The organism is Siccirubricoccus phaeus, from assembly GCF_008360935.1.
Taxonomy (GTDB): domain Bacteria; phylum Pseudomonadota; class Alphaproteobacteria; order Acetobacterales; family Acetobacteraceae; genus Siccirubricoccus; species Siccirubricoccus phaeus.
Window position 1 is genome coordinate 14000 of sequence record NZ_SRXO01000003.1, and the last position, 16304, is coordinate 30303.

Annotated in this window: 25 protein-coding genes; all 25 read left to right on the forward strand. The window is 67.6% G+C overall.

Annotation, left to right across the window (positions count from 1 at the left end; genetic code table 11):
* Positions 1-65 precede the first annotated feature (65 nt).
* The 25 genes from rpoC (at position 66) to rplO (ending at position 16241) form a co-directional block, all read left to right on the forward strand.
* Entirely contained in the window at positions 66-4223 is a 4158-nt protein-coding gene (rpoC, locus tag E5N76_RS04720; RefSeq protein ID WP_149536159.1) for a DNA-directed RNA polymerase subunit beta', read from the forward strand.
* A gap of 332 nt (positions 4224-4555) precedes the next feature.
* On the forward strand, positions 4556-4927 hold the full coding sequence (gene rpsL, locus E5N76_RS04725; protein WP_149536160.1) for a 30S ribosomal protein S12: 372 nt from the start codon (positions 4556-4558) through the stop codon (positions 4925-4927).
* 12 nt (positions 4928-4939) lie between these two features.
* A complete protein-coding gene (gene rpsG / locus E5N76_RS04730; RefSeq protein ID WP_149536161.1) occupies positions 4940-5416 on the forward strand; it encodes a 30S ribosomal protein S7 in 477 nt (158 codons plus the stop codon).
* A 25-nt stretch (positions 5417-5441) separates the two neighbouring features.
* Entirely contained in the window at positions 5442-6629 is a 1188-nt protein-coding gene (gene tuf, locus E5N76_RS04735) for an elongation factor Tu (RefSeq protein WP_149536149.1), read from the forward strand.
* 18 nt (positions 6630-6647) lie between these two features.
* Positions 6648-6956: a 30S ribosomal protein S10 gene (rpsJ, locus tag E5N76_RS04740; protein ID WP_007004401.1), complete on the forward strand. Its 309-nt coding sequence runs from the start codon at positions 6648-6650 to the stop codon at positions 6954-6956.
* Between the two features lie 22 nt (positions 6957-6978).
* Positions 6979-7698, forward strand: coding sequence for a 50S ribosomal protein L3 (gene rplC, locus E5N76_RS04745; RefSeq protein WP_149536162.1), 720 nt, complete (start codon positions 6979-6981; stop codon positions 7696-7698).
* A gap of 12 nt (positions 7699-7710) precedes the next feature.
* Complete coding sequence (gene rplD / locus E5N76_RS04750; RefSeq protein WP_149536163.1) at positions 7711-8331, forward strand: 50S ribosomal protein L4; 621 nt, start codon at positions 7711-7713, stop codon at positions 8329-8331.
* Positions 8328-8651 (forward strand): 50S ribosomal protein L23, encoded by a 324-nt coding sequence (locus E5N76_RS04755; protein ID WP_149536164.1) that lies wholly within the window; start codon positions 8328-8330, stop codon positions 8649-8651. The genes rplD and E5N76_RS04755 overlap by 4 nt, the downstream gene beginning before the upstream one ends.
* Before the next feature lie 4 nt (positions 8652-8655).
* On the forward strand, positions 8656-9492 hold the full coding sequence (rplB, locus tag E5N76_RS04760) for a 50S ribosomal protein L2 (protein ID WP_149536503.1): 837 nt from the start codon (positions 8656-8658) through the stop codon (positions 9490-9492).
* A 5-nt stretch (positions 9493-9497) separates the two neighbouring features.
* Complete coding sequence (gene rpsS / locus E5N76_RS04765; protein ID WP_149536165.1) at positions 9498-9776, forward strand: 30S ribosomal protein S19; 279 nt, start codon at positions 9498-9500, stop codon at positions 9774-9776.
* A 1-nt stretch (position 9777) separates the two neighbouring features.
* A complete protein-coding gene (gene rplV, locus E5N76_RS04770; RefSeq protein WP_149536166.1) occupies positions 9778-10179 on the forward strand; it encodes a 50S ribosomal protein L22 in 402 nt (133 codons plus the stop codon).
* A 1-nt stretch (position 10180) separates the two neighbouring features.
* Positions 10181-10858 (forward strand): 30S ribosomal protein S3, encoded by a 678-nt coding sequence (rpsC, locus tag E5N76_RS04775; RefSeq protein ID WP_149536167.1) that lies wholly within the window; start codon positions 10181-10183, stop codon positions 10856-10858.
* 12 nt (positions 10859-10870) lie between these two features.
* The gene (gene rplP, locus E5N76_RS04780) at positions 10871-11290 is read left to right on the forward strand and encodes a 50S ribosomal protein L16 (protein WP_149536168.1); all 420 of its coding nucleotides are present in this window, start codon (positions 10871-10873) and stop codon (positions 11288-11290) included.
* A 5-nt stretch (positions 11291-11295) separates the two neighbouring features.
* A complete protein-coding gene (rpmC, locus tag E5N76_RS04785; RefSeq protein WP_149536169.1) occupies positions 11296-11511 on the forward strand; it encodes a 50S ribosomal protein L29 in 216 nt (71 codons plus the stop codon).
* 16 nt (positions 11512-11527) lie between these two features.
* Positions 11528-11800 carry a 30S ribosomal protein S17 gene (gene rpsQ / locus E5N76_RS04790; RefSeq protein WP_149536170.1) on the forward strand — a complete coding sequence of 91 codons (273 nt, stop codon included), beginning with the start codon at positions 11528-11530 and terminating at the stop codon, positions 11798-11800.
* Positions 11797-12165: a 50S ribosomal protein L14 gene (gene rplN, locus E5N76_RS04795; protein ID WP_043364848.1), complete on the forward strand. Its 369-nt coding sequence runs from the start codon at positions 11797-11799 to the stop codon at positions 12163-12165. The genes rpsQ and rplN overlap by 4 nt, the downstream gene beginning before the upstream one ends.
* A 3-nt stretch (positions 12166-12168) precedes the next feature.
* A complete protein-coding gene (gene rplX, locus E5N76_RS04800; protein WP_149536171.1) occupies positions 12169-12489 on the forward strand; it encodes a 50S ribosomal protein L24 in 321 nt (106 codons plus the stop codon).
* The gene (gene rplE / locus E5N76_RS04805) at positions 12486-13160 is read left to right on the forward strand and encodes a 50S ribosomal protein L5 (protein ID WP_149536172.1); all 675 of its coding nucleotides are present in this window, start codon (positions 12486-12488) and stop codon (positions 13158-13160) included. The genes rplX and rplE overlap by 4 nt, the downstream gene beginning before the upstream one ends.
* 50 nt (positions 13161-13210) lie before the next feature.
* A complete protein-coding gene (gene rpsN, locus E5N76_RS04810) occupies positions 13211-13516 on the forward strand; it encodes a 30S ribosomal protein S14 (RefSeq protein WP_149536173.1) in 306 nt (101 codons plus the stop codon).
* A gap of 15 nt (positions 13517-13531) precedes the next feature.
* On the forward strand, positions 13532-13930 hold the full coding sequence (gene rpsH / locus E5N76_RS04815) for a 30S ribosomal protein S8 (RefSeq protein ID WP_149536174.1): 399 nt from the start codon (positions 13532-13534) through the stop codon (positions 13928-13930).
* 14 nt (positions 13931-13944) lie between these two features.
* Complete coding sequence (gene rplF / locus E5N76_RS04820) at positions 13945-14478, forward strand: 50S ribosomal protein L6 (RefSeq protein WP_149536175.1); 534 nt, start codon at positions 13945-13947, stop codon at positions 14476-14478.
* A complete protein-coding gene (gene rplR, locus E5N76_RS04825) occupies positions 14478-14840 on the forward strand; it encodes a 50S ribosomal protein L18 (RefSeq protein ID WP_149536176.1) in 363 nt (120 codons plus the stop codon). Before rplF ends, rplR begins: the two co-directional genes overlap by 1 nt.
* Positions 14841-14851: 11 nt before the next feature.
* On the forward strand, positions 14852-15496 hold the full coding sequence (rpsE, locus tag E5N76_RS04830) for a 30S ribosomal protein S5 (protein ID WP_149536177.1): 645 nt from the start codon (positions 14852-14854) through the stop codon (positions 15494-15496).
* A complete protein-coding gene (gene rpmD / locus E5N76_RS04835; protein WP_149536178.1) occupies positions 15489-15677 on the forward strand; it encodes a 50S ribosomal protein L30 in 189 nt (62 codons plus the stop codon). The genes rpsE and rpmD overlap by 8 nt, the downstream gene beginning before the upstream one ends.
* Positions 15678-15746: 69 nt before the next feature.
* Positions 15747-16241, forward strand: a complete 495-nt coding sequence (gene rplO / locus E5N76_RS04840; protein ID WP_149536179.1) for a 50S ribosomal protein L15 — start codon at positions 15747-15749, stop codon at positions 16239-16241.
* Positions 16242-16304 lie beyond the last annotated feature (63 nt).

Below are 16304 nucleotides of genomic sequence, written 5' to 3' on the forward strand. Positions count from 1 at the left end.
CTGTTTGAACCACTCGCGGCCGCGCCCCCGTTCGGGCGCGGCGGCCCGACCCCGAGGAAGGCCGCATGAACGAGCTGATGAAGATCCTGGGCCAGACCGGCCAGGCGCTGACCTTCGACCAGATCAAGATCCAGATCGCCTCGCCGGAGCAGATCCGCTCCTGGTCCTATGGCGAGATCAAGAAGCCGGAGACGATCAACTACCGCACCTTCAAGCCGGAGCGGGACGGGCTGTTCTGCGCCCGCATCTTCGGCCCGATCAAGGACTACGAGTGCCTCTGCGGCAAGTACAAGCGGATGAAGTTCCGCGGCATCATCTGCGAGAAGTGCGGCGTCGAGGTCACCCTGGCCAAGGTGCGGCGCGAGCGGATGGGGCATATCGAGCTCGCCTCGCCGGTGGCGCATATCTGGTTCATGAAGTCGCTGCCCTCGCGCGTCGGCCTGATGGTCGACATGTCGCTGAAGGAGCTGGAGAAGGTCCTCTACTTCGAAAGCTATGTGGTGCTGGAGCCGGGGCTGACCGACCTGAAGCTGCACCAGCTCCTCACCGAGGAGCAGTACCAGGCGAAGATGGATGAGTTCGGCGAGGATGCCTTCAGCGTGGGCATCGGCGCCGAGGCGGTGAAGCAGATGCTCACCGGCATCGACTGTGCCAAGGAAGCGGTGCGGCTGCGGGCGGAGCTGAAGGAGACGACCTCCGAGGCGAAGCGCAAGAAGCTGGTGAAGCGGCTGAAGCTGATCGAGGCCTTCGCCGAGAGCGGCGCGCGGCCGGAATGGATGATCCTGGGCGTGATCCCGGTCATCCCGCCGGAGCTGCGGCCGCTGGTGCCGCTGGATGGCGGCCGTTTCGCGACCTCCGACCTGAACGACCTGTATCGCCGCGTCATCAACCGGAACAACCGGCTGAAGCGGCTGATCGAGCTGCGCGCGCCGGACATCATCGTCCGCAACGAGAAGCGCATGCTGCAGGAGGCGGTGGACGCGCTGTTCGACAATGGCCGCCGCGGCCGCGCCATCACCGGCGCCAACAAGCGGCCGCTGAAGTCGCTCTCCGACATGCTGAAGGGCAAGCAGGGCCGGTTCCGGCAGAACCTGCTCGGCAAGCGCGTCGACTATTCCGGCCGCTCGGTCATCGTGGTCGGGCCGGAGATGAAGCTGCACCAGTGCGGGCTGCCGAAGAAGATGGCGCTTGAGCTGTTCAAGCCCTTCATCTACTCGAAGCTCGAGAAGTACGGCCACGCCACCACCATCAAGGCCGCAAAGCGGATGGTGGAGAAGGAGCGGCCGGAGGTCTGGGACATCCTCGAGGAGGTGATCCGCGAGCATCCGGTCATGCTGAACCGGGCGCCGACGCTGCACCGCCTCGGCATCCAGGCTTTCGAGCCGGTGCTGGTGGAAGGCAAGGCGATCCAGCTTCACCCGCTGGTCTGCACCGCCTTCAATGCCGACTTCGATGGCGACCAGATGGCGGTGCATGTGCCGCTCAGCCTGGAAGCGCAGCTCGAAGCGCGCGTGCTGATGATGTCCACCAACAACATCCTCAGCCCGGCCAATGGCAAGCCGATCATCGTGCCGAGCCAGGACATCGTCCTCGGCATCTACTACCTGACGCTGGAGACGCCGGAATTCCGCGAGTCCAAGGATGAGGAGGCGCCCGCCTTCTCCGAGATGGGCGAGCTGGAGCAGGCGCTGCAGGCCGGCGCCATCAAGCTGCACACCAAGATCCGCTTCCGGCGGAAGGCGATGGACAGGGACGGCAACGTCATCCGCGAGCGGGTGGTGACGACGCCGGGCCGCGTCATGATCGCGCAGCTCCTGCCGCTGCACCCGAACCTGCCCTTCAGCCTGGTGAACCGGCAGCTCACCAAGAAGAACGTCTCCGACGTCATCGACGCGGTGTACCGCCACTGCGGCCAGAAGGAGAGCGTGATCTTCGCCGACCGGCTGATGGGTCTCGGCTTCCGCCAGGCGGCGAAGGCCGGCATCTCCTTCGGCAAGGACGACATGGTGATCCCGGAGAGCAAGCCGGAGATGATCGGCCGCACCAAGGCGGAGGTGAAGGAGTTCGAGCAGCAATACCTCGATGGCCTCATCACCGCCGGCGAGCGCTACAACAAGGTGGTCGATGCCTGGTCGCGCTGCACCGAGGAGGTGGCGCAGGCGATGATGAAGGAGATCTCCAAGCAGGAGGTCGGGAAGGCGACGAATTCCGTCTGGATGATGTCGCATTCCGGCGCGCGTGGGTCGCCCGCCCAGATGCGTCAGCTTGCCGGCATGCGCGGCCTGATGGCGAAGCCGAGCGGCGAGATCATCGAGCAGCCGATCATCAACTGCTTCAAGGAAGGCCTGACCGTCCTGGAATACTTCAACTCCACCCACGGCGCCCGCAAGGGGCTGGCGGATACGGCGTTGAAGACGGCGAATTCCGGCTACCTCACGCGGCGTCTGGTCGATGTGGCGCAGGACTGCATCATCGTCGAGAATGATTGCGGGACGGAGCGCGGCATCACCGTGCGTGCGGTGATGGATGGGGGCGAGGTGATCTCCTCCCTCTCCGAACGCATCCTGGGCCGCACGGCGCAGCGCGAGATCCTCGACCCGGCGAATGGCGAGGTCCTCGTGCCGCGCAACCACCTGATCGAGGAATCCGATGCGGAGCAGGTGGAGAAGGCCGGCGTCGAGGAGGTCTATATCCGCTCGGTGCTGACCTGCGACAGCCGGTCCGGCGTTTGCGCCCATTGCTATGGCCGCGACCTGGCGCGCGGCACGCCGGTGAATGCCGGCGAGGCGGTGGGCGTCATCGCCGCGCAGTCGATCGGCGAGCCGGGCACGCAGCTCACCATGCGCACCTTCCATATCGGCGGTGCGGCGCAGCGCGGCGCCGAGCAATCGGCAGTGGAGGCCACCTCCGACGGCACGGTGAAGATCGCCAACCGCAACGTGGTCGCCAACAGCGCCGGCGCGCCGGTGGTGATGAGCCGCAATTGTGAGATCATCCTGAGCGACGCCCAGGGCCGCGAGCGTGCGCGCTACCGTGTGCCCTATGGCGCAAGGCTGCTGACCGAGGAGGGCGCGGCGGTCACTCGCGGCCAGAAGCTGGCTGAGTGGGACCCCTTCACCCTGCCGATCATCACCGAGCGGGCCGGCACCCTGGAATTCGCCGACCTGATCGAGGGCGTGACCCTCTACGAGGAGACCGACCCGGTCACGGGCCTGTCCTCGAAGGTGGTGCGCGAGCCGGTCGACAAGGCGAAGAACGCCAATCTCCGGCCGCGCCTGCTGCTGCGTTCGGAGGATGGCCAGACCCAGCAGTACTTCCTGCAGCCGGCCTCGGTGCTCAATGTCGAGAATGGTGGCCGGGTGCAGGCGGGTGACGTGCTGGCGCGCCTGCCGCGCGAAAGCTCGAAGACCCGCGACATCACCGGCGGTCTGCCGCGCGTCGCGGAGCTGTTCGAGGCGCGGCGGCCGAAGGACCATGCGATCATCAGCGAGATCGACGGCCGCGTGGAGTTCGGCAAGGACTACAAGGCGAAGCGCCGCATCGTCGTGGTGCCGGAGCAGGTGGGCGACGAGCCGCCGGTGCCGCGCGAATACCTGGTGCCGAAGGGCAAGCACGTCTCGGTGCAGGAAGGCGACTATGTGAAGGCCGGCGATCCGCTGGTCGATGGTCCGCGCGTGCCGCACGACATCCTGCGGGTGCTGGGCGTGGAGGCGTTGGCGAACTACCTCGTCAACGAGATCCAGGACGTCTATCGGCTGCAGGGCGTGAAGATCAACGACAAGCACATCGAGGTCATCGTCCGGCAGATGCTGCAGAAGGTCGAGATCCTCGATCCGGGCGACACCACCTACCTGATCGGGGAGCAGGTGGATCGCATCGAGTTCGAGATCGAGAACGAGAAGCGCATCGCGGCGAAGGAGCGGCCGGCGCGGGCCGAGCCGGTGCTGCAGGGCATCACCAAGGCCTCGCTGCAGACCACCTCCTTCATCTCCGCCGCCTCCTTCCAGGAGACGACGCGGGTGCTGACCGAGGCGGCGACGGCGGGCAAGGTCGATACGCTGGCGGGGCTGAAGGAGAACGTCATCGTCGGGCGGCTGATCCCGGCGGGCACGGGCTCCGTCATGAACCGGCTGCGCGCCCTGGCGGCGCAGCGCGACCGCAGCCGCCTGCCTTCCGGCCAGCCGAGCCTGCCCGAGCCGGAAGGGCGCCAGGCGGCCGAATAGGCCGCCTGATGCCGCAATGAAGCAGGCCGGGCTCCGCAAGGGGCCCGGCCTTTTTCATGCATTGCGGGGAAAGCGCGGGCGGGGGGGCTCGGCGCGCTTGACTCCCGGTGGGGGCACGCGTAGTAAGCCCGCCCTTGGCAAGGCCGGGCGCAATGCGCGGGCCGTGCCGGGATTTGGTCCTACAACGCTGCGCAGCCGGCGCCGCGGCCCCGCTTCCGGGGTTTGCTGAGGCCGGCAGCGGGTCGGGGCGCCTGCAGGGGAGCGTGAAGCTCGCCTTGCGGGCATTCGGCTTTTGGCGTCCCGGGGCCGGGGAAGTTTTGCGAAGGGGCGTCATGCCGACGATCAACCAGCTCATCGCCCAGGGGCGCGAGCCGAACGCGAAGCGGAACAAGGTGCCCGCGCTGCAGGGCTGCCCGCAGAAGCGCGGCGTCTGCACCCGCGTCTACACCACCACGCCGAAGAAGCCGAACTCGGCGCTCCGCAAGGTCGCCAAGGTGCGGCTGACCAATGGCTACGAGGTGGTGAGCTACATCCCGGGTGAAGGCCACAACCTGCAGGAACACTCCGTGGTGCTGATCCGCGGCGGCCGCGTGAAGGACCTGCCGGGCGTGCGCTACCACATTCTCCGTGGCGTGCTCGACACCCAGGGCATCGCCAAGCGCCGTCAGCGCCGTTCGCTCTACGGCGCGAAGCGGCCGAAGTAAGGAGAGGACGAGATGTCCCGCCGCCATAGCGCGCAGAAGCGCGAGGTCCTGCCGGATCCGAAATTCGGCGATATCGTGCTCAGCCGTTTCATGAACGTGCTGATGTATGACGGCAAGAAGAGCACCGCCGAGCGGATCGTCTATGCCGCCATGGATGCGCTGAAGCGCCGCGTCGGCCCGAATGGCGACCCGCTGCGCCTGTTCCATGAGGCGATGGATAATGTGAAGCCGGCCGTGGAGGTGCGCAGCCGCCGTGTCGGCGGCGCCACCTACCAGGTGCCGGTGGAAGTGCGGCCGGAGCGGCGCCAGGCCCTGGCGATCCGCTGGCTGATCGAGAGCGCGCGCAAGCGCGGCGAGAATACGATGGAAGAGCGCCTTTCCGGCGAGCTGCAGGACGCGGCGAACAACCGCGGCGCCGCCGTGAAGAAGCGCGAGGACACGCACCGGATGGCGGAGGCGAACAAGGCCTTCAGCCATTATCGTTGGTAACGCTAGCCGATCGGGAACGACGACAATGGCGAAGGCGAAGTTTGAGCGGAACAAGCCGCACTGCAACATCGGGACGATCGGGCATGTGGACCATGGGAAGACGTCGCTGACGGCGGCGATCACCAAGGTTCTGGCGAAGACCGGCGGCGCGACGTTCACGGCGTATGATCAGATCGACAAGGCGCCGGAGGAGAAGGCGCGCGGGATCACGATCTCGACGGCGCATGTCGAGTACGAGACGACGAACCGGCACTACGCGCATGTGGACTGCCCTGGCCACGCCGACTACGTGAAGAACATGATCACCGGCGCGGCGCAGATGGACGGCGCGATCCTGGTGGTGTCGGCGGCGGACGGGCCGATGCCGCAGACGCGGGAGCACATCCTGCTGGCGCGGCAGGTGGGCGTGCCGGCGCTGGTGGTGTTCCTGAACAAGATGGACATGGCCGACCCGGACCTGGTCGAGCTGGTGGAGATGGAGGTGCGCGAGCTGCTGTCCTCCTACCAGTTCCCGGGCGACGATATTCCGGTGATCAAGGGCTCGGCGCTGGCGGCGCTGGAGGACAAGACGCCAGAGATCGGCGAGCAGGCGGTGCTGCAGCTGATGGCGGCGGTGGATGAGTACATCCCGCAGCCGGAGCGGCCGATCGACCGCCCCTTCCTGATGCCGATCGAGGACGTGTTCTCGATCTCGGGCCGTGGCACGGTGGTGACCGGCCGTGTCGAGCGCGGCATCGTGAAGGTGGGCGAGGAAGTCGAGATCGTCGGTCTGAAGGACACCGCGAAGACGGTGGTGACCGGGGTCGAGATGTTCCGCAAGCTGCTGGACCAGGGCCAGGCGGGCGACAATATCGGCGTGCTGCTGCGCGGCACGAAGCGGGAGGATGTGGAGCGCGGGCAGGTGCTGGCGAAGCCCGGCTCGATCACGCCGCATACCGGCTTCAAGGCGGAGGCGTACATCCTGACGAAGGAGGAGGGTGGGCGGCACACGCCGTTCTTCACCAACTACCGGCCGCAGTTCTATTTCCGGACCACGGATGTGACGGGCATCGTGAAGCTGCCCGAGGGCGTCGAGATGGTGATGCCGGGCGACAATGTGACGATGGACGTGGAGCTGATCGCGCCGATCGCCATGGATGAGGGGCTGCGCTTCGCCATCCGCGAGGGCGGCCGCACCGTCGGCGCCGGCGTCGTCGCCAAGATCGTGAAGTAAGGCGCGGACCCGCACACCATGGACAGCCAGAATATCCGGATCCGCCTCAAGGCGTTCGATCACCGCGTGCTCGATGGCAGCACGCGGGAGATCGTCAACACCGCGAAGCGGACCGGCGCACGGGTGCGCGGGCCGATCCCGCTGCCGACCGAGATCGAGCGGTTCACCGTGAACCGCTCCCCGCATGTCGATAAGAAGAGCCGCGAGCAGTTCGAGATCCGGACGCATCGCCGGCTGCTGGATATCGTCGATCCCACGCCGCAGACCGTGGACGCGCTGATGAAGCTCGACCTGGCCGCGGGTGTGGACGTCGAGATCAAGCTCTGATCGCCCGCAGGAGTAGCGTATCATGTCGGCCAAGACCGGGCGCACCGGGCTGATCGCCAAGAAGCTGGGGATGACCCGCCTCTTCAACGAGGATGGCAGCACCGTGCCTGTCACCGTGCTCCACCTGGATGAGGTGCGGGTGATCGCGCGCCGCAGCGCGGAGAAGGATGGCTATGACGCCGTCCAGCTCGGCATCGGCCGCGCCAAGCCGAAGAACGTCACCAAGGCCAATCGCGGCCACTTCGCCAAGGCCGGCGTCGAGGCGCCGAAGAAGCTGGTGGAATTCCGCGTCGGCGCCGATGCCGCGCTCGATCCGGGCGCGAAGCTCTCGGCCACGCATTTCGTGAAGGGCCAGAAGGTGGACGTCACCGGCGTCACCCAGGGCAAGGGCTTCGCGGGCGCGATGAAGCGCTGGAACTTCGCTGGTCTCGAGGCCTCGCACGGCGTCTCGATCAGCCACCGTTCGCACGGCTCCACCGGCAACCGCCAGGATCCGGGCAAGACCTTCAAGAACAAGAAGATGGCCGGCCACCTGGGTGTGGAGCGCGTCACCACGCAGAATCTCGAGATCGCCGGTTACGATCTCGACAAGGGGCTGCTGCTGGTGAAGGGCGCAGTGCCTGGGGCCAAGGGAGCTTACGTGTTGGTGCGCGACGCCATCAAGCGCGCGCGCCATGCCGATGCGCCTTTCCCGGCCGGCCTCTCTTCTGACGCGCCGGCTGCGCCGGCCGCGGACGCCTAAGGACCAATGACGATGCAGGTTCCGGTCATCACGCTGGATAACGGCTCGGCTGGTGAGATCGAGCTGCCGGAGGCGCTGTTCGCGGCGCAGCCGCGCGCCGATATCATGGCGCGCGTCGTGCACTGGCAGCTCGCCAAGCGGCGGGCGGGCACCCACAAGGTGAAGGGGATGGGCGAAGTCTCCGGCACCACCAAGAAGCCATACCGGCAGAAGGGCACGGGCAATGCCCGTCAGGGCTCGCTGCGGGCGCCGCAATTCCGCACGGGCGGCGCGGTGCATGGCCCGGTGGTGCGCGACCATGGCTATTCGCTGAACAAGAAGGTGCGGCGGCTCGGCCTCATCAGCGCGCTCAGCCAGAAGGCGGCCGAGGGCAAGCTGGTGGTGCTGGAGGCGGCGACGGCCGGCGGGACGGCGAAGACCTCGGCGGTGGCGAAGCAGCTCAAGGCGCTTGGCTGGAGCAGCGCGCTGGTGGTGGATGCCGCGGTGGAGGAAGGCTTCGGCCGCGCCATCGGCAACCTGCCGCATATGCACGTGCTGCCGACCATCGGCGCCAATGTCTACGACATCCTGAACCATGACGTGCTGGCCGTGACCCGCGCCGGCCTCGAGGCGCTGAAGGAGCGGCTGGCATGAGCGCGACGACCGCACGGCCGCTGCTCTCCAAGGAGCAGCAGTACCAGACCATCCTTGCGCCGCTGGTGACGGAGAAGGCGACCGCGCTTTCCGAGAAGAACCAGGTGGTCTTCCGCGTGCCGCTCTCGGCCTCCAAGCCGGAGATCAAGGCGGCGGTCGAAGGCCTGTTCGGCGTGAAGGTGCTGGCGGTGAACACGCTGGTGGTGAAGGGCAAGACCAAGCGCTTCAAGGGCCGGCCTGGCCAGCGTTCGGACTGGAAGAAGGCGATGGTGCAGCTGGCCGAAGGCCAGAGCATCGACCTGACCACGGGGCTTGCGTGACGCCATGGCACTGAAGAGCTTCAATCCCGTCACGCCGAGCCTGCGCGGCACCATCCTGGTGAAGCGCAACGAGCTGTGGAAGGGCGCGCCAGTCAAGGGCCTGACGGAGGGCAAGCATTCCTCCGGCGGGCGCAACAACCATGGCCGCACCACGGTCCGGTTCCGCGGCGGCGGACACAAGCAGACCTACCGCATCGTGGACTTCAAGCGCCGCGCGAAGTTCAACGTGCCGGCGGTGGTCGAGCGGCTGGAGTATGACCCGAACCGTACCGCCTGGATCGCGCTCCTGAAGTACCAGGATGGCGAGCTGGCCTATATCCTCGCGCCGCAGCGGCTGAAGGCCGGCGACGCGGTGATCGCCGGCGACCGTGCCGACATCAAGCCGGGCAATGCGATGCCGCTGGGCGCGATTCCGGTCGGGACGATCGTCCATAACGTCGAGCTGAAGCCCGGTGCGGGCGGCAAGATCGCGCGCGCGGCGGGCACCTATGTGCAGCTCGTCGGCAAGGATGCCGGCTATGCGCAGATCAAGCTGATGTCCGGCGAGCTGCGGACGGTGCGGGCCGAGTGCATGGCGACCGTCGGCGCGGTCTCCAACCCGGACAATTCCAACCAGCAGATCGGCAAAGCCGGTCGTTCCCGCTGGCTGGGCCGCCGCCCGCACAACCGCGGCGTGGTGATGAACCCGGTCGACCACCCGCATGGCGGTGGTGAGGGGCGCACCAGCGGCGGCCGTCATCCGGTCACGCCCTGGGGCAAGCCGACCAAGGGCGCGAAGACGCGCAACAACAAGCGGACCGACCGGCTCATCGTCCGGCGCCGCCACGCGACGAAGGGCTGAGCGCGATGCCGCGGAGCGTATGGAAGGGGCCGTTCGTGGACGGCTACCTGCTGAACAAGGCGGAGGCCGCACGGGCTTCGACGCGGAACGAGATCATCAAGATCTGGTCGCGCCGCAGCACCATCCTGCCGCAGTTCGTCGGCCTGACCTTTGGCGTCTACAACGGGAAGAAGTTCATCCCGGTGCAGGTGAACGAGAACATGGTCGGCCACAAATTCGGTGAGTTCTCGCCGACGCGGACCTTCACCGGACATTCGTCCGACAAGAAGGCGAAGCGGGGCTGAGATGAGCAAGCCGAAGCATGAGCGCAGCCTCGCCGAAACCGAGGCCCAGGCGGTGACGCGGAACATCCGCGTGTCTCCGCGCAAGCTGAACTTGGCGGCCGGCCTTATCCGCGGCCGCCGGGCGCAGGACGCGATCGCGACGCTGGCCTTCAGCAAGCGCCGCATCGCCCAGACGGTGAAGAAGACGCTGGAAAGCGCCATCGCCAACGCCGAGAACAACCACCAGCTCGATGTTGATCAGCTCGTGGTCTCGCGCGTGGAGGTGGGGCGCAGCCAGGTGATGAAGCGCTTCATGGCGCGGGGCCGTGGCCGCGCCGCCCGGGTGGAGAAGTGGTTCAGCCACCTCACTATCGTGGTGGCGGAGCAGCAGGCCGCGCCGGCGGCAGAGCGGGAGGCCGCGTAACATGGGTCACAAGGTCAATCCGGTCGGCTTCCGGCTCGGCATCAACCGCACCTGGGACAGCCGCTGGTTCGCCGATGGCGACTACTCGAAGCTGCTGCACGAGGACCTGAAGCTGCGCGACACGCTGCGCACCCGGCTGAAGGGTGCGGGTGTCAGCCGCGTGGTGATCGAGCGTCCGGCGAAGAAGCCGCGGGTGACGATCCATGCCGCGCGTCCTGGCGTCGTCATCGGCAAGAAGGGCGCCGATATCGAGAATCTGCGCAAGGACATGGCCAAGCTGGCCGGTGCCGAAGTGGCGCTGAACATCGTGGAGATCCGGAAGCCCGAGATCGACGCGACGCTGGTGGCCGAGAACATCGCGCAGCAGCTCGAGCGCCGCGTGGCTTTCCGTCGCGCGATGAAGCGCGCCGTGCAATCCGCCATGCGGCTGGGTGCCGGCGGGATCCGAATCAATTGCTCTGGCCGGCTGGGCGGGGCGGAGATCGCGCGGATGGAGTGGTACCGCGAGGGGCGGGTGCCGCTGCACACGCTGCGCGCAGATATCGATTTCGGCGTGGCGACGGCGAAGACGACTTACGGCACCTGCGGCGTGAAGGTCTGGATCTTCAAGGGTGAGATTCTGGCGCATGACCCGCTGGCGCAGGACAAGCGCGCCGCCGAGCAGGCGCCGCAGCGCTGAGGAATTGGGATCATGCTGCAGCCTAAGCGCACGAAATTTCGCAAGGCCCATAAGGGCCGCATCAAGGGCCTGGCCAAGGGCGGCTTCTCGCTGTCCTTCGGTGGCTTCGGCCTGAAGGCGCTGGAGCCGGAGCGCGTCACGGCGCGGCAGATCGAGGCGGCGCGCCGCGCGATCACCCGCGCCATGAAGCGCCAGGGCCGCGTCTGGATCCGCATCTTCCCGGATGTGCCGGTCTCGACCAAGCCGGCCGAGGTCCGCATGGGCTCCGGCAAGGGCGCGCCGGAATACTGGGTGGCGCGGATCAAGCCGGGCCGCGTCATGTTCGAGATCGACGGCGTCTCCACCGAGACGGCGCGGGAAGCGCTGACCCTCGGCGCGGCCAAGCTGCCGATCCGCACCAAGATCGTCGCCCGCCTCGGCGGGGAGGCCTGAAGGTTATGACCAAGATCGTCGATATCCGCGCGAAGACGCCGGACGAGCTGCAGACGCAGCTTCTCGACCTGCGGAAGGAGCAGTTCAACCTGCGCTTCCAGCGGGCGACCGGCCAACTCGAGGCGACGGGCCGCATCAAGGCGGTGCGGCGCGACATCGCCCGCATCAAATTCGTCCTGCACGAGCGGAAGCGCTCGGCAGCTTCTCAACCCAAGGCTTAAGGGGAGACCGGCGGCAATGCCGAAGCGCGTCCTCACGGGCCGGGTGGTCAGCGACAAGATGGACAAGACGGTCACCGTCCTTGTCGAGCGTCGCGTGATGCATCCGCTCTACAAGAAGTTCATCAAGCGCTCGAAGAAGTATGCGGCGCATGACGAGGCCAACCTGTGCAAGGAAGGCGATGTCGTGCAGATCGAGGAATGCCCGCCGATCTCGAAGCGCAAGGCCTGGACCGTGGTCCAGCGGAACGGTGCGCCGGTCGCCGCGCCGGCTGAGGCGGTGGCGTCGTGATCGGGGTCGAAGCCAATCTGGACGTCGCCGACAATTCCGGCGCGCGTCGCGTGCAGTGCATCAAGGTGCTCGGCGGCTCGAAGCGGAAGACGGCTTCGGTCGGCGATGTCATCGTCGTTTCCGTGAAGGAGGCGATTCCGCGTGCCAAGGTGAAGAAGGGCGAGGTGCATCGCGCCGTCATCGTCCGCACCGCCTACCCGGTGCGGCGCATCGATGGCACGGCGATCCGCTTCGACAACAACGCCGCCGTGCTGATCAACAAGCAGGGCGAGCCGATCGGCACCCGCATCTTCGGCCCGGTGGTGCGCGAGCTGCGGGCGCGGAAGTACATGAAGATCATCTCGCTGGCGCCGGAGGTCCTGTAGGCCATGGCCGCGAAGATCAAGAAGGGCGACACGGTCGAGGTGCTGACCGGTCGCGACAAGGGCAAGCGTGGGGAAGTGCTGGCGGTGCGCCCGGATGAGACGCGCGCGCTGGTGCAGGGCGTGAACATCGTGAAGCGCCACCAGAAGCCGACCGGCATGAACCAGCCGGGCGGGATCGTGGAGAAGGAGGCGGCGATCCACCTCTCTAACCTGGCGCTGATCGATCCGAAGACCGGCAAGGCCACCCGCGTCGGCTTCCGCATCCTGGAGGATGGCCGGAAGGTGCGCGTGGCGAAGCCCTCCGGCGAGGTGCTTGACGCATGAGCGATTCGAAGAAGGGCGGGCCGAAGGGCGCCGCCAAGAAGCCCGCCGAGAGCGGGCGCGAGGAAGGCCGCAGCGGCGGCACGCAGATCGCGGCGGCGGCCGGCAAGGCTGCGGCGTCGCCGGGCGAGAAGCCGCGCCTGGCCGCCTACTATGCCGAGGTGGTGCGGGCCGAGCTGGTGAAGGAATTCGGGTACAAGAACCCGATGGAAGTGCCGAAGCTCGAGAAGATCGTCATCAACATGGGTGTCGGCGAGGCGGCGGGCGACCAGAAGAAGCTCGACGCCGCGGTGGCGGATCTGACGGCGATCTCCGGCCAGAAGCCGGTGCGGACCAAGGCGAAGAAGGCGATCGCCGGCTTCAAGATCCGCGCCGGCCAGCAGATCGGCTGCAAGGTGACGCTGCGCAAGGCGCGGATGTACGAGTTCCTCGACCGGCTCGTCACCATCGCCCTGCCGCGGGTGCGGGACTTCCGCGGCATCCCGGGCAACCGGGGCTTCGATGGCCGTGGCAACTACGCCATGGGGCTGAAGGAGCAGATCGTCTTCCCCGAGATCAACTACGACCGGGTGGACACGGTGCGCGGGATGGACATCCAGTTCGTCACCACGGCGAAGACCGACAAGGAAGCGAAGGCGCTGCTCAAGGCGTTCCAGCTTCCCTTCCAGAATTGATCTTGGAAAACCGCCCGGCCTGCCGGGCAGGTTCCGGAGGATAGAATCGCATGGCCAAGACTTCGGCAGTGGAGAAGAACAAGCGGCGCGAGCAGCTCTCCAAGCTGCATGGCGACAAGCGCGCTGCGCTGAAGGCGGTGGTGATGGATCGCAGCCTGCCGGTCGAGGACCGGTTCGAGGCGACGCTGAAACTCGCCCAGCTTCCGCGCAACGGCGCCAAGGTGCGCGTCCGTCTGCGCTGCGAGCTGACCGGCCGCCCGCGTGGCAATTACCGCAAGTTCAAGCTCAGCCGGAACATGCTGCGGGACCTGGCCAATAATGGCCAGATCCCCGGCGTGACCAAGGCAAGCTGGTAAGGGAGCGCGCGCAGCATGTCGCTGTCCGATCCGCTCGGGGATCTCCTCACCCGCATCCGCAACGCCCAGGCGGCGCGGCAGAGCCGTTGCGTGGCGCCCGCCTCGCGGCTCCGCACCGACGTCCTCGAGGTGCTGAAGCGGGAGGGCTATATCCGCGCCTGGCGCGTGGAGGAGCTGCGCCCCGGCATCCGCAATATCGAGATCGAGCTGAAGTACTCGGAAGGCGAGCCGGCCATCAAGGAGATCACCCGCGTCTCCAAGCCCGGCCGCCGCGTGTACAGCAAGATCAAGGAGCTGCCGAAGTTCTACAACGGCCTCGGCATCTCCATCCTCTCCACGCCCCGTGGCGTGATGAGCGACAATGAGGCCCGCGCTGCCAATGTCGGCGGCGAGGTCCTCTGCCGCGTGTTCTGAGGGAGGGAGAGAGCATGTCGCGCGTCGGCAAATATCCCGTCCCGGTGCCCGCCGGCGTCCAGGTGGCGCTGCAGGGCCGGACCGTGGTGGCCAAGGGCAAGTTGGGCGAGCTGAAGCTCGATCTGACGGATGAGGTGGATGTGGAGATCGCGGACAACCAGGTGGCGGTGAAGCCGCGCCGGGATGATCGCCGGTCCCGCACCATGTGGGGTACCACCCGCAGCCTCATCAACGGCATGTGCATCGGCGTCTCCTCGGGCTTCACCAAGTCCATGGAGATCACCGGCACGGGCTACCGCGCCGCGGTGCAGGGCAAGGAGCTGGTGCTCAATCTCGGCTACAGCCACGAGATCCGCTATCCGATCCCGGCCGGCATCACCATCGTCTGCGAGCGGCCGACGGCGGTGAAGGTCAGCGGGGCGGACAAGCAGGTGGTCGGCCAGGTGGCCGCCGAGATCCGCGCCTATCGCGGCCCCGAACCCTACAAGGGCAAGGGCGTCCGCTACGACAACGAGCAGATCCTCCGGAAGGAGGGTAAGAAGAAGTAATGGCGAAGAAGCTCGATTTGCAGACGCGCCGGCGCTCCCGGCTGCGCTACCAGCTTCGGCAGAAATCGGGGGGCCGGCCGCGGCTCTCCATTTTCCGCTCCGGCAAGCATATCTATGCGCAGATCATCGACGATGCGCAGGGCCGCACCCTGGCCGCCGCCTCCTCCCTCGAGAAGGAGCTGCGGGAGAGCCTGAAGACCGGCGCGGACAAGGACGCGGCGAGCGTGGTCGGCAAGCGGGTGGCGGAACGCGCCCTCGCCGCCGGCATCACCCTCGTGGTGTTCGACCGCGGGCCCTATCTCTACCACGGCCGGGTGAAAGCCCTGGCGGACGCCGCCCGTGAGGGCGGCCTGTCCTTCTGAGGATCGCACAGATGGCACGTACCCCCCATGGCGGTGGCGGCGAGCATGGCGGCGACGGCGAGCGTCGTGGCCGTGGGCGCCGTGGTGACCGCGAGCGCGAGAACCGCCAGGAGCGGCAGGAAGGCGATGAGCTGAAGGACAAGCTCGTCACCATCAACCGCGTCGCAAAGGTGGTGAAGGGCGGCCGTCGCTTCAGCTTCGCGGCCCTGGTCGTCGTCGGCGACCAGAAGGGCCGCGTCGGCTGGGGCGCGGGCAAGGCGCGCGAAGTGCCGGAAGCCATCCGCAAGGCGACCGAACAGGCCAAGCGCACCATGATCCGCGTTCCGATGCGGGAAGGCCGCACCCTGCACCATGACGTCATCGGCGAGTTCGGCGCCGGGCAGGTGACGCTGCGCGCGGCGCCGGCCGGCACCGGCATCATCGCCGGCGGCCCGATGCGCGCGGTGTTCGAGACGCTGGGCATGGGCGATGTCGTCGCCAAATGCACCGGCTCGACCAACCCGCACAACATGATCAAGGCGACCTTCGCGGCGCTGCAGCGCAGCACCTCCCCCCGGGCGGTGGCGGCGCGGCGCGGCAAGAAGGTCTCCGACCTGCTCGGCCCGCGCAAGGACCAGGCGCCCGAGGCTCCGGCGGCGGAGGCGACCAATGTCTGAGCAGAAGCCCACCGTGAAGGTCACGCAGATCGGCTCCCCCATCGGGCGCAAGCCCGGCCAGCGGGAGACGCTGATCGGCCTCGGCCTGAACAAGCTGCACCGGTCGCGGGAGTTGGAGGATACTCCGGCGGTCCGCGGCATGATCCGCAAGGTCGCCCATCTGGTGAAGGTGGGGGACTAGCCGTCCGATCGCCGGAGGGCCGCAAGGCCCGGAGGCGGGAATCGGCCGGCTTGCCACGGAAGCAAAGCCATGAAACTGAATGAGATCCGCGACAATCCGGGCGCGCGCTACAAGGCCAAGCGCCTGGGCCGGGGCATCGGCTCCGGCAAGGGCAAGACCTCCGGCAAGGGCGTGAAGGGCCAGAAGGCCCGTGAAGGCGTGGCGCTGAACGGGTTCGAGGGCGGTCAGCTCCCGATCTATCGCCGCCTGCCGAAGCGGGGCTTCGTCAACCCGTTCCGCAAGGAATATGCCCCGCTCAATCTCGGCACGCTGGAGAAGGCGATCGAGAGCGGCAAGCTGGAAGCCGGCGCGGCGCTGGACGAGGCGGCGCTGCAGGCGGCCGGGCTGGTGCGCAGCAGCGCCAAGCTGGCGGGCGTGCGGCTGCTGGCCAAGGGCAGCCTGTCCAAGCCGCTGACCCTCACCGTCTCCGGTGCCTCCGCCGCCGCCATCGCCGCGGTGCAGGCGGCGGGCGGCAGCGTCACCGTCACCGCCGCCCCGGCGGCCGAGCCGGCCGCAGAGGCATAAGATCCCGCGCGTAAAGCCCGGGGCGGAAAGCTTGCCGCCCGGCAGGGCGGCAGCTACCTAAGC

Bases quoted from the DNA above. Each gene is read 5' to 3' on its own strand.
- rpoC (WP_149536159.1), top strand. From the start codon at position 66: ATGAACGAGCTGATGAAGATCCTGGGCCAGACCGGCCAGGCGCTGACC.
- rpsL (WP_149536160.1), top strand. From the start codon at position 4,556: ATGCCGACGATCAACCAGCTCATCGCCCAGGGGCGCGAGCCGAACGCG.
- rpsG (WP_149536161.1), top strand. From the start codon at position 4,940: ATGTCCCGCCGCCATAGCGCGCAGAAGCGCGAGGTCCTGCCGGATCCG.
- tuf (WP_149536149.1), top strand. From the start codon at position 5,442: ATGGCGAAGGCGAAGTTTGAGCGGAACAAGCCGCACTGCAACATCGGG.
- rpsJ (WP_007004401.1), top strand. From the start codon at position 6,648: ATGGACAGCCAGAATATCCGGATCCGCCTCAAGGCGTTCGATCACCGC.
- rplC (WP_149536162.1), top strand. From the start codon at position 6,979: ATGTCGGCCAAGACCGGGCGCACCGGGCTGATCGCCAAGAAGCTGGGG.
- rplD (WP_149536163.1), top strand. From the start codon at position 7,711: ATGCAGGTTCCGGTCATCACGCTGGATAACGGCTCGGCTGGTGAGATC.
- E5N76_RS04755 (WP_149536164.1), top strand. From the start codon at position 8,328: ATGAGCGCGACGACCGCACGGCCGCTGCTCTCCAAGGAGCAGCAGTAC.
- rplB (WP_149536503.1), top strand. From the start codon at position 8,656: ATGGCACTGAAGAGCTTCAATCCCGTCACGCCGAGCCTGCGCGGCACC.
- rpsS (WP_149536165.1), top strand. From the start codon at position 9,498: ATGCCGCGGAGCGTATGGAAGGGGCCGTTCGTGGACGGCTACCTGCTG.
- rplV (WP_149536166.1), top strand. From the start codon at position 9,778: ATGAGCAAGCCGAAGCATGAGCGCAGCCTCGCCGAAACCGAGGCCCAG.
- rpsC (WP_149536167.1), top strand. From the start codon at position 10,181: ATGGGTCACAAGGTCAATCCGGTCGGCTTCCGGCTCGGCATCAACCGC.
- rplP (WP_149536168.1), top strand. From the start codon at position 10,871: ATGCTGCAGCCTAAGCGCACGAAATTTCGCAAGGCCCATAAGGGCCGC.
- rpmC (WP_149536169.1), top strand. From the start codon at position 11,296: ATGACCAAGATCGTCGATATCCGCGCGAAGACGCCGGACGAGCTGCAG.
- rpsQ (WP_149536170.1), top strand. From the start codon at position 11,528: ATGCCGAAGCGCGTCCTCACGGGCCGGGTGGTCAGCGACAAGATGGAC.
- rplX (WP_149536171.1), top strand. From the start codon at position 12,169: ATGGCCGCGAAGATCAAGAAGGGCGACACGGTCGAGGTGCTGACCGGT.
- rplE (WP_149536172.1), top strand. From the start codon at position 12,486: ATGAGCGATTCGAAGAAGGGCGGGCCGAAGGGCGCCGCCAAGAAGCCC.
- rpsN (WP_149536173.1), top strand. From the start codon at position 13,211: ATGGCCAAGACTTCGGCAGTGGAGAAGAACAAGCGGCGCGAGCAGCTC.
- rpsH (WP_149536174.1), top strand. From the start codon at position 13,532: ATGTCGCTGTCCGATCCGCTCGGGGATCTCCTCACCCGCATCCGCAAC.
- rplF (WP_149536175.1), top strand. From the start codon at position 13,945: ATGTCGCGCGTCGGCAAATATCCCGTCCCGGTGCCCGCCGGCGTCCAG.
- rplR (WP_149536176.1), top strand. From the start codon at position 14,478: ATGGCGAAGAAGCTCGATTTGCAGACGCGCCGGCGCTCCCGGCTGCGC.
- rpsE (WP_149536177.1), top strand. From the start codon at position 14,852: ATGGCACGTACCCCCCATGGCGGTGGCGGCGAGCATGGCGGCGACGGC.
- rpmD (WP_149536178.1), top strand. From the start codon at position 15,489: ATGTCTGAGCAGAAGCCCACCGTGAAGGTCACGCAGATCGGCTCCCCC.
- rplO (WP_149536179.1), top strand. From the start codon at position 15,747: ATGAAACTGAATGAGATCCGCGACAATCCGGGCGCGCGCTACAAGGCC.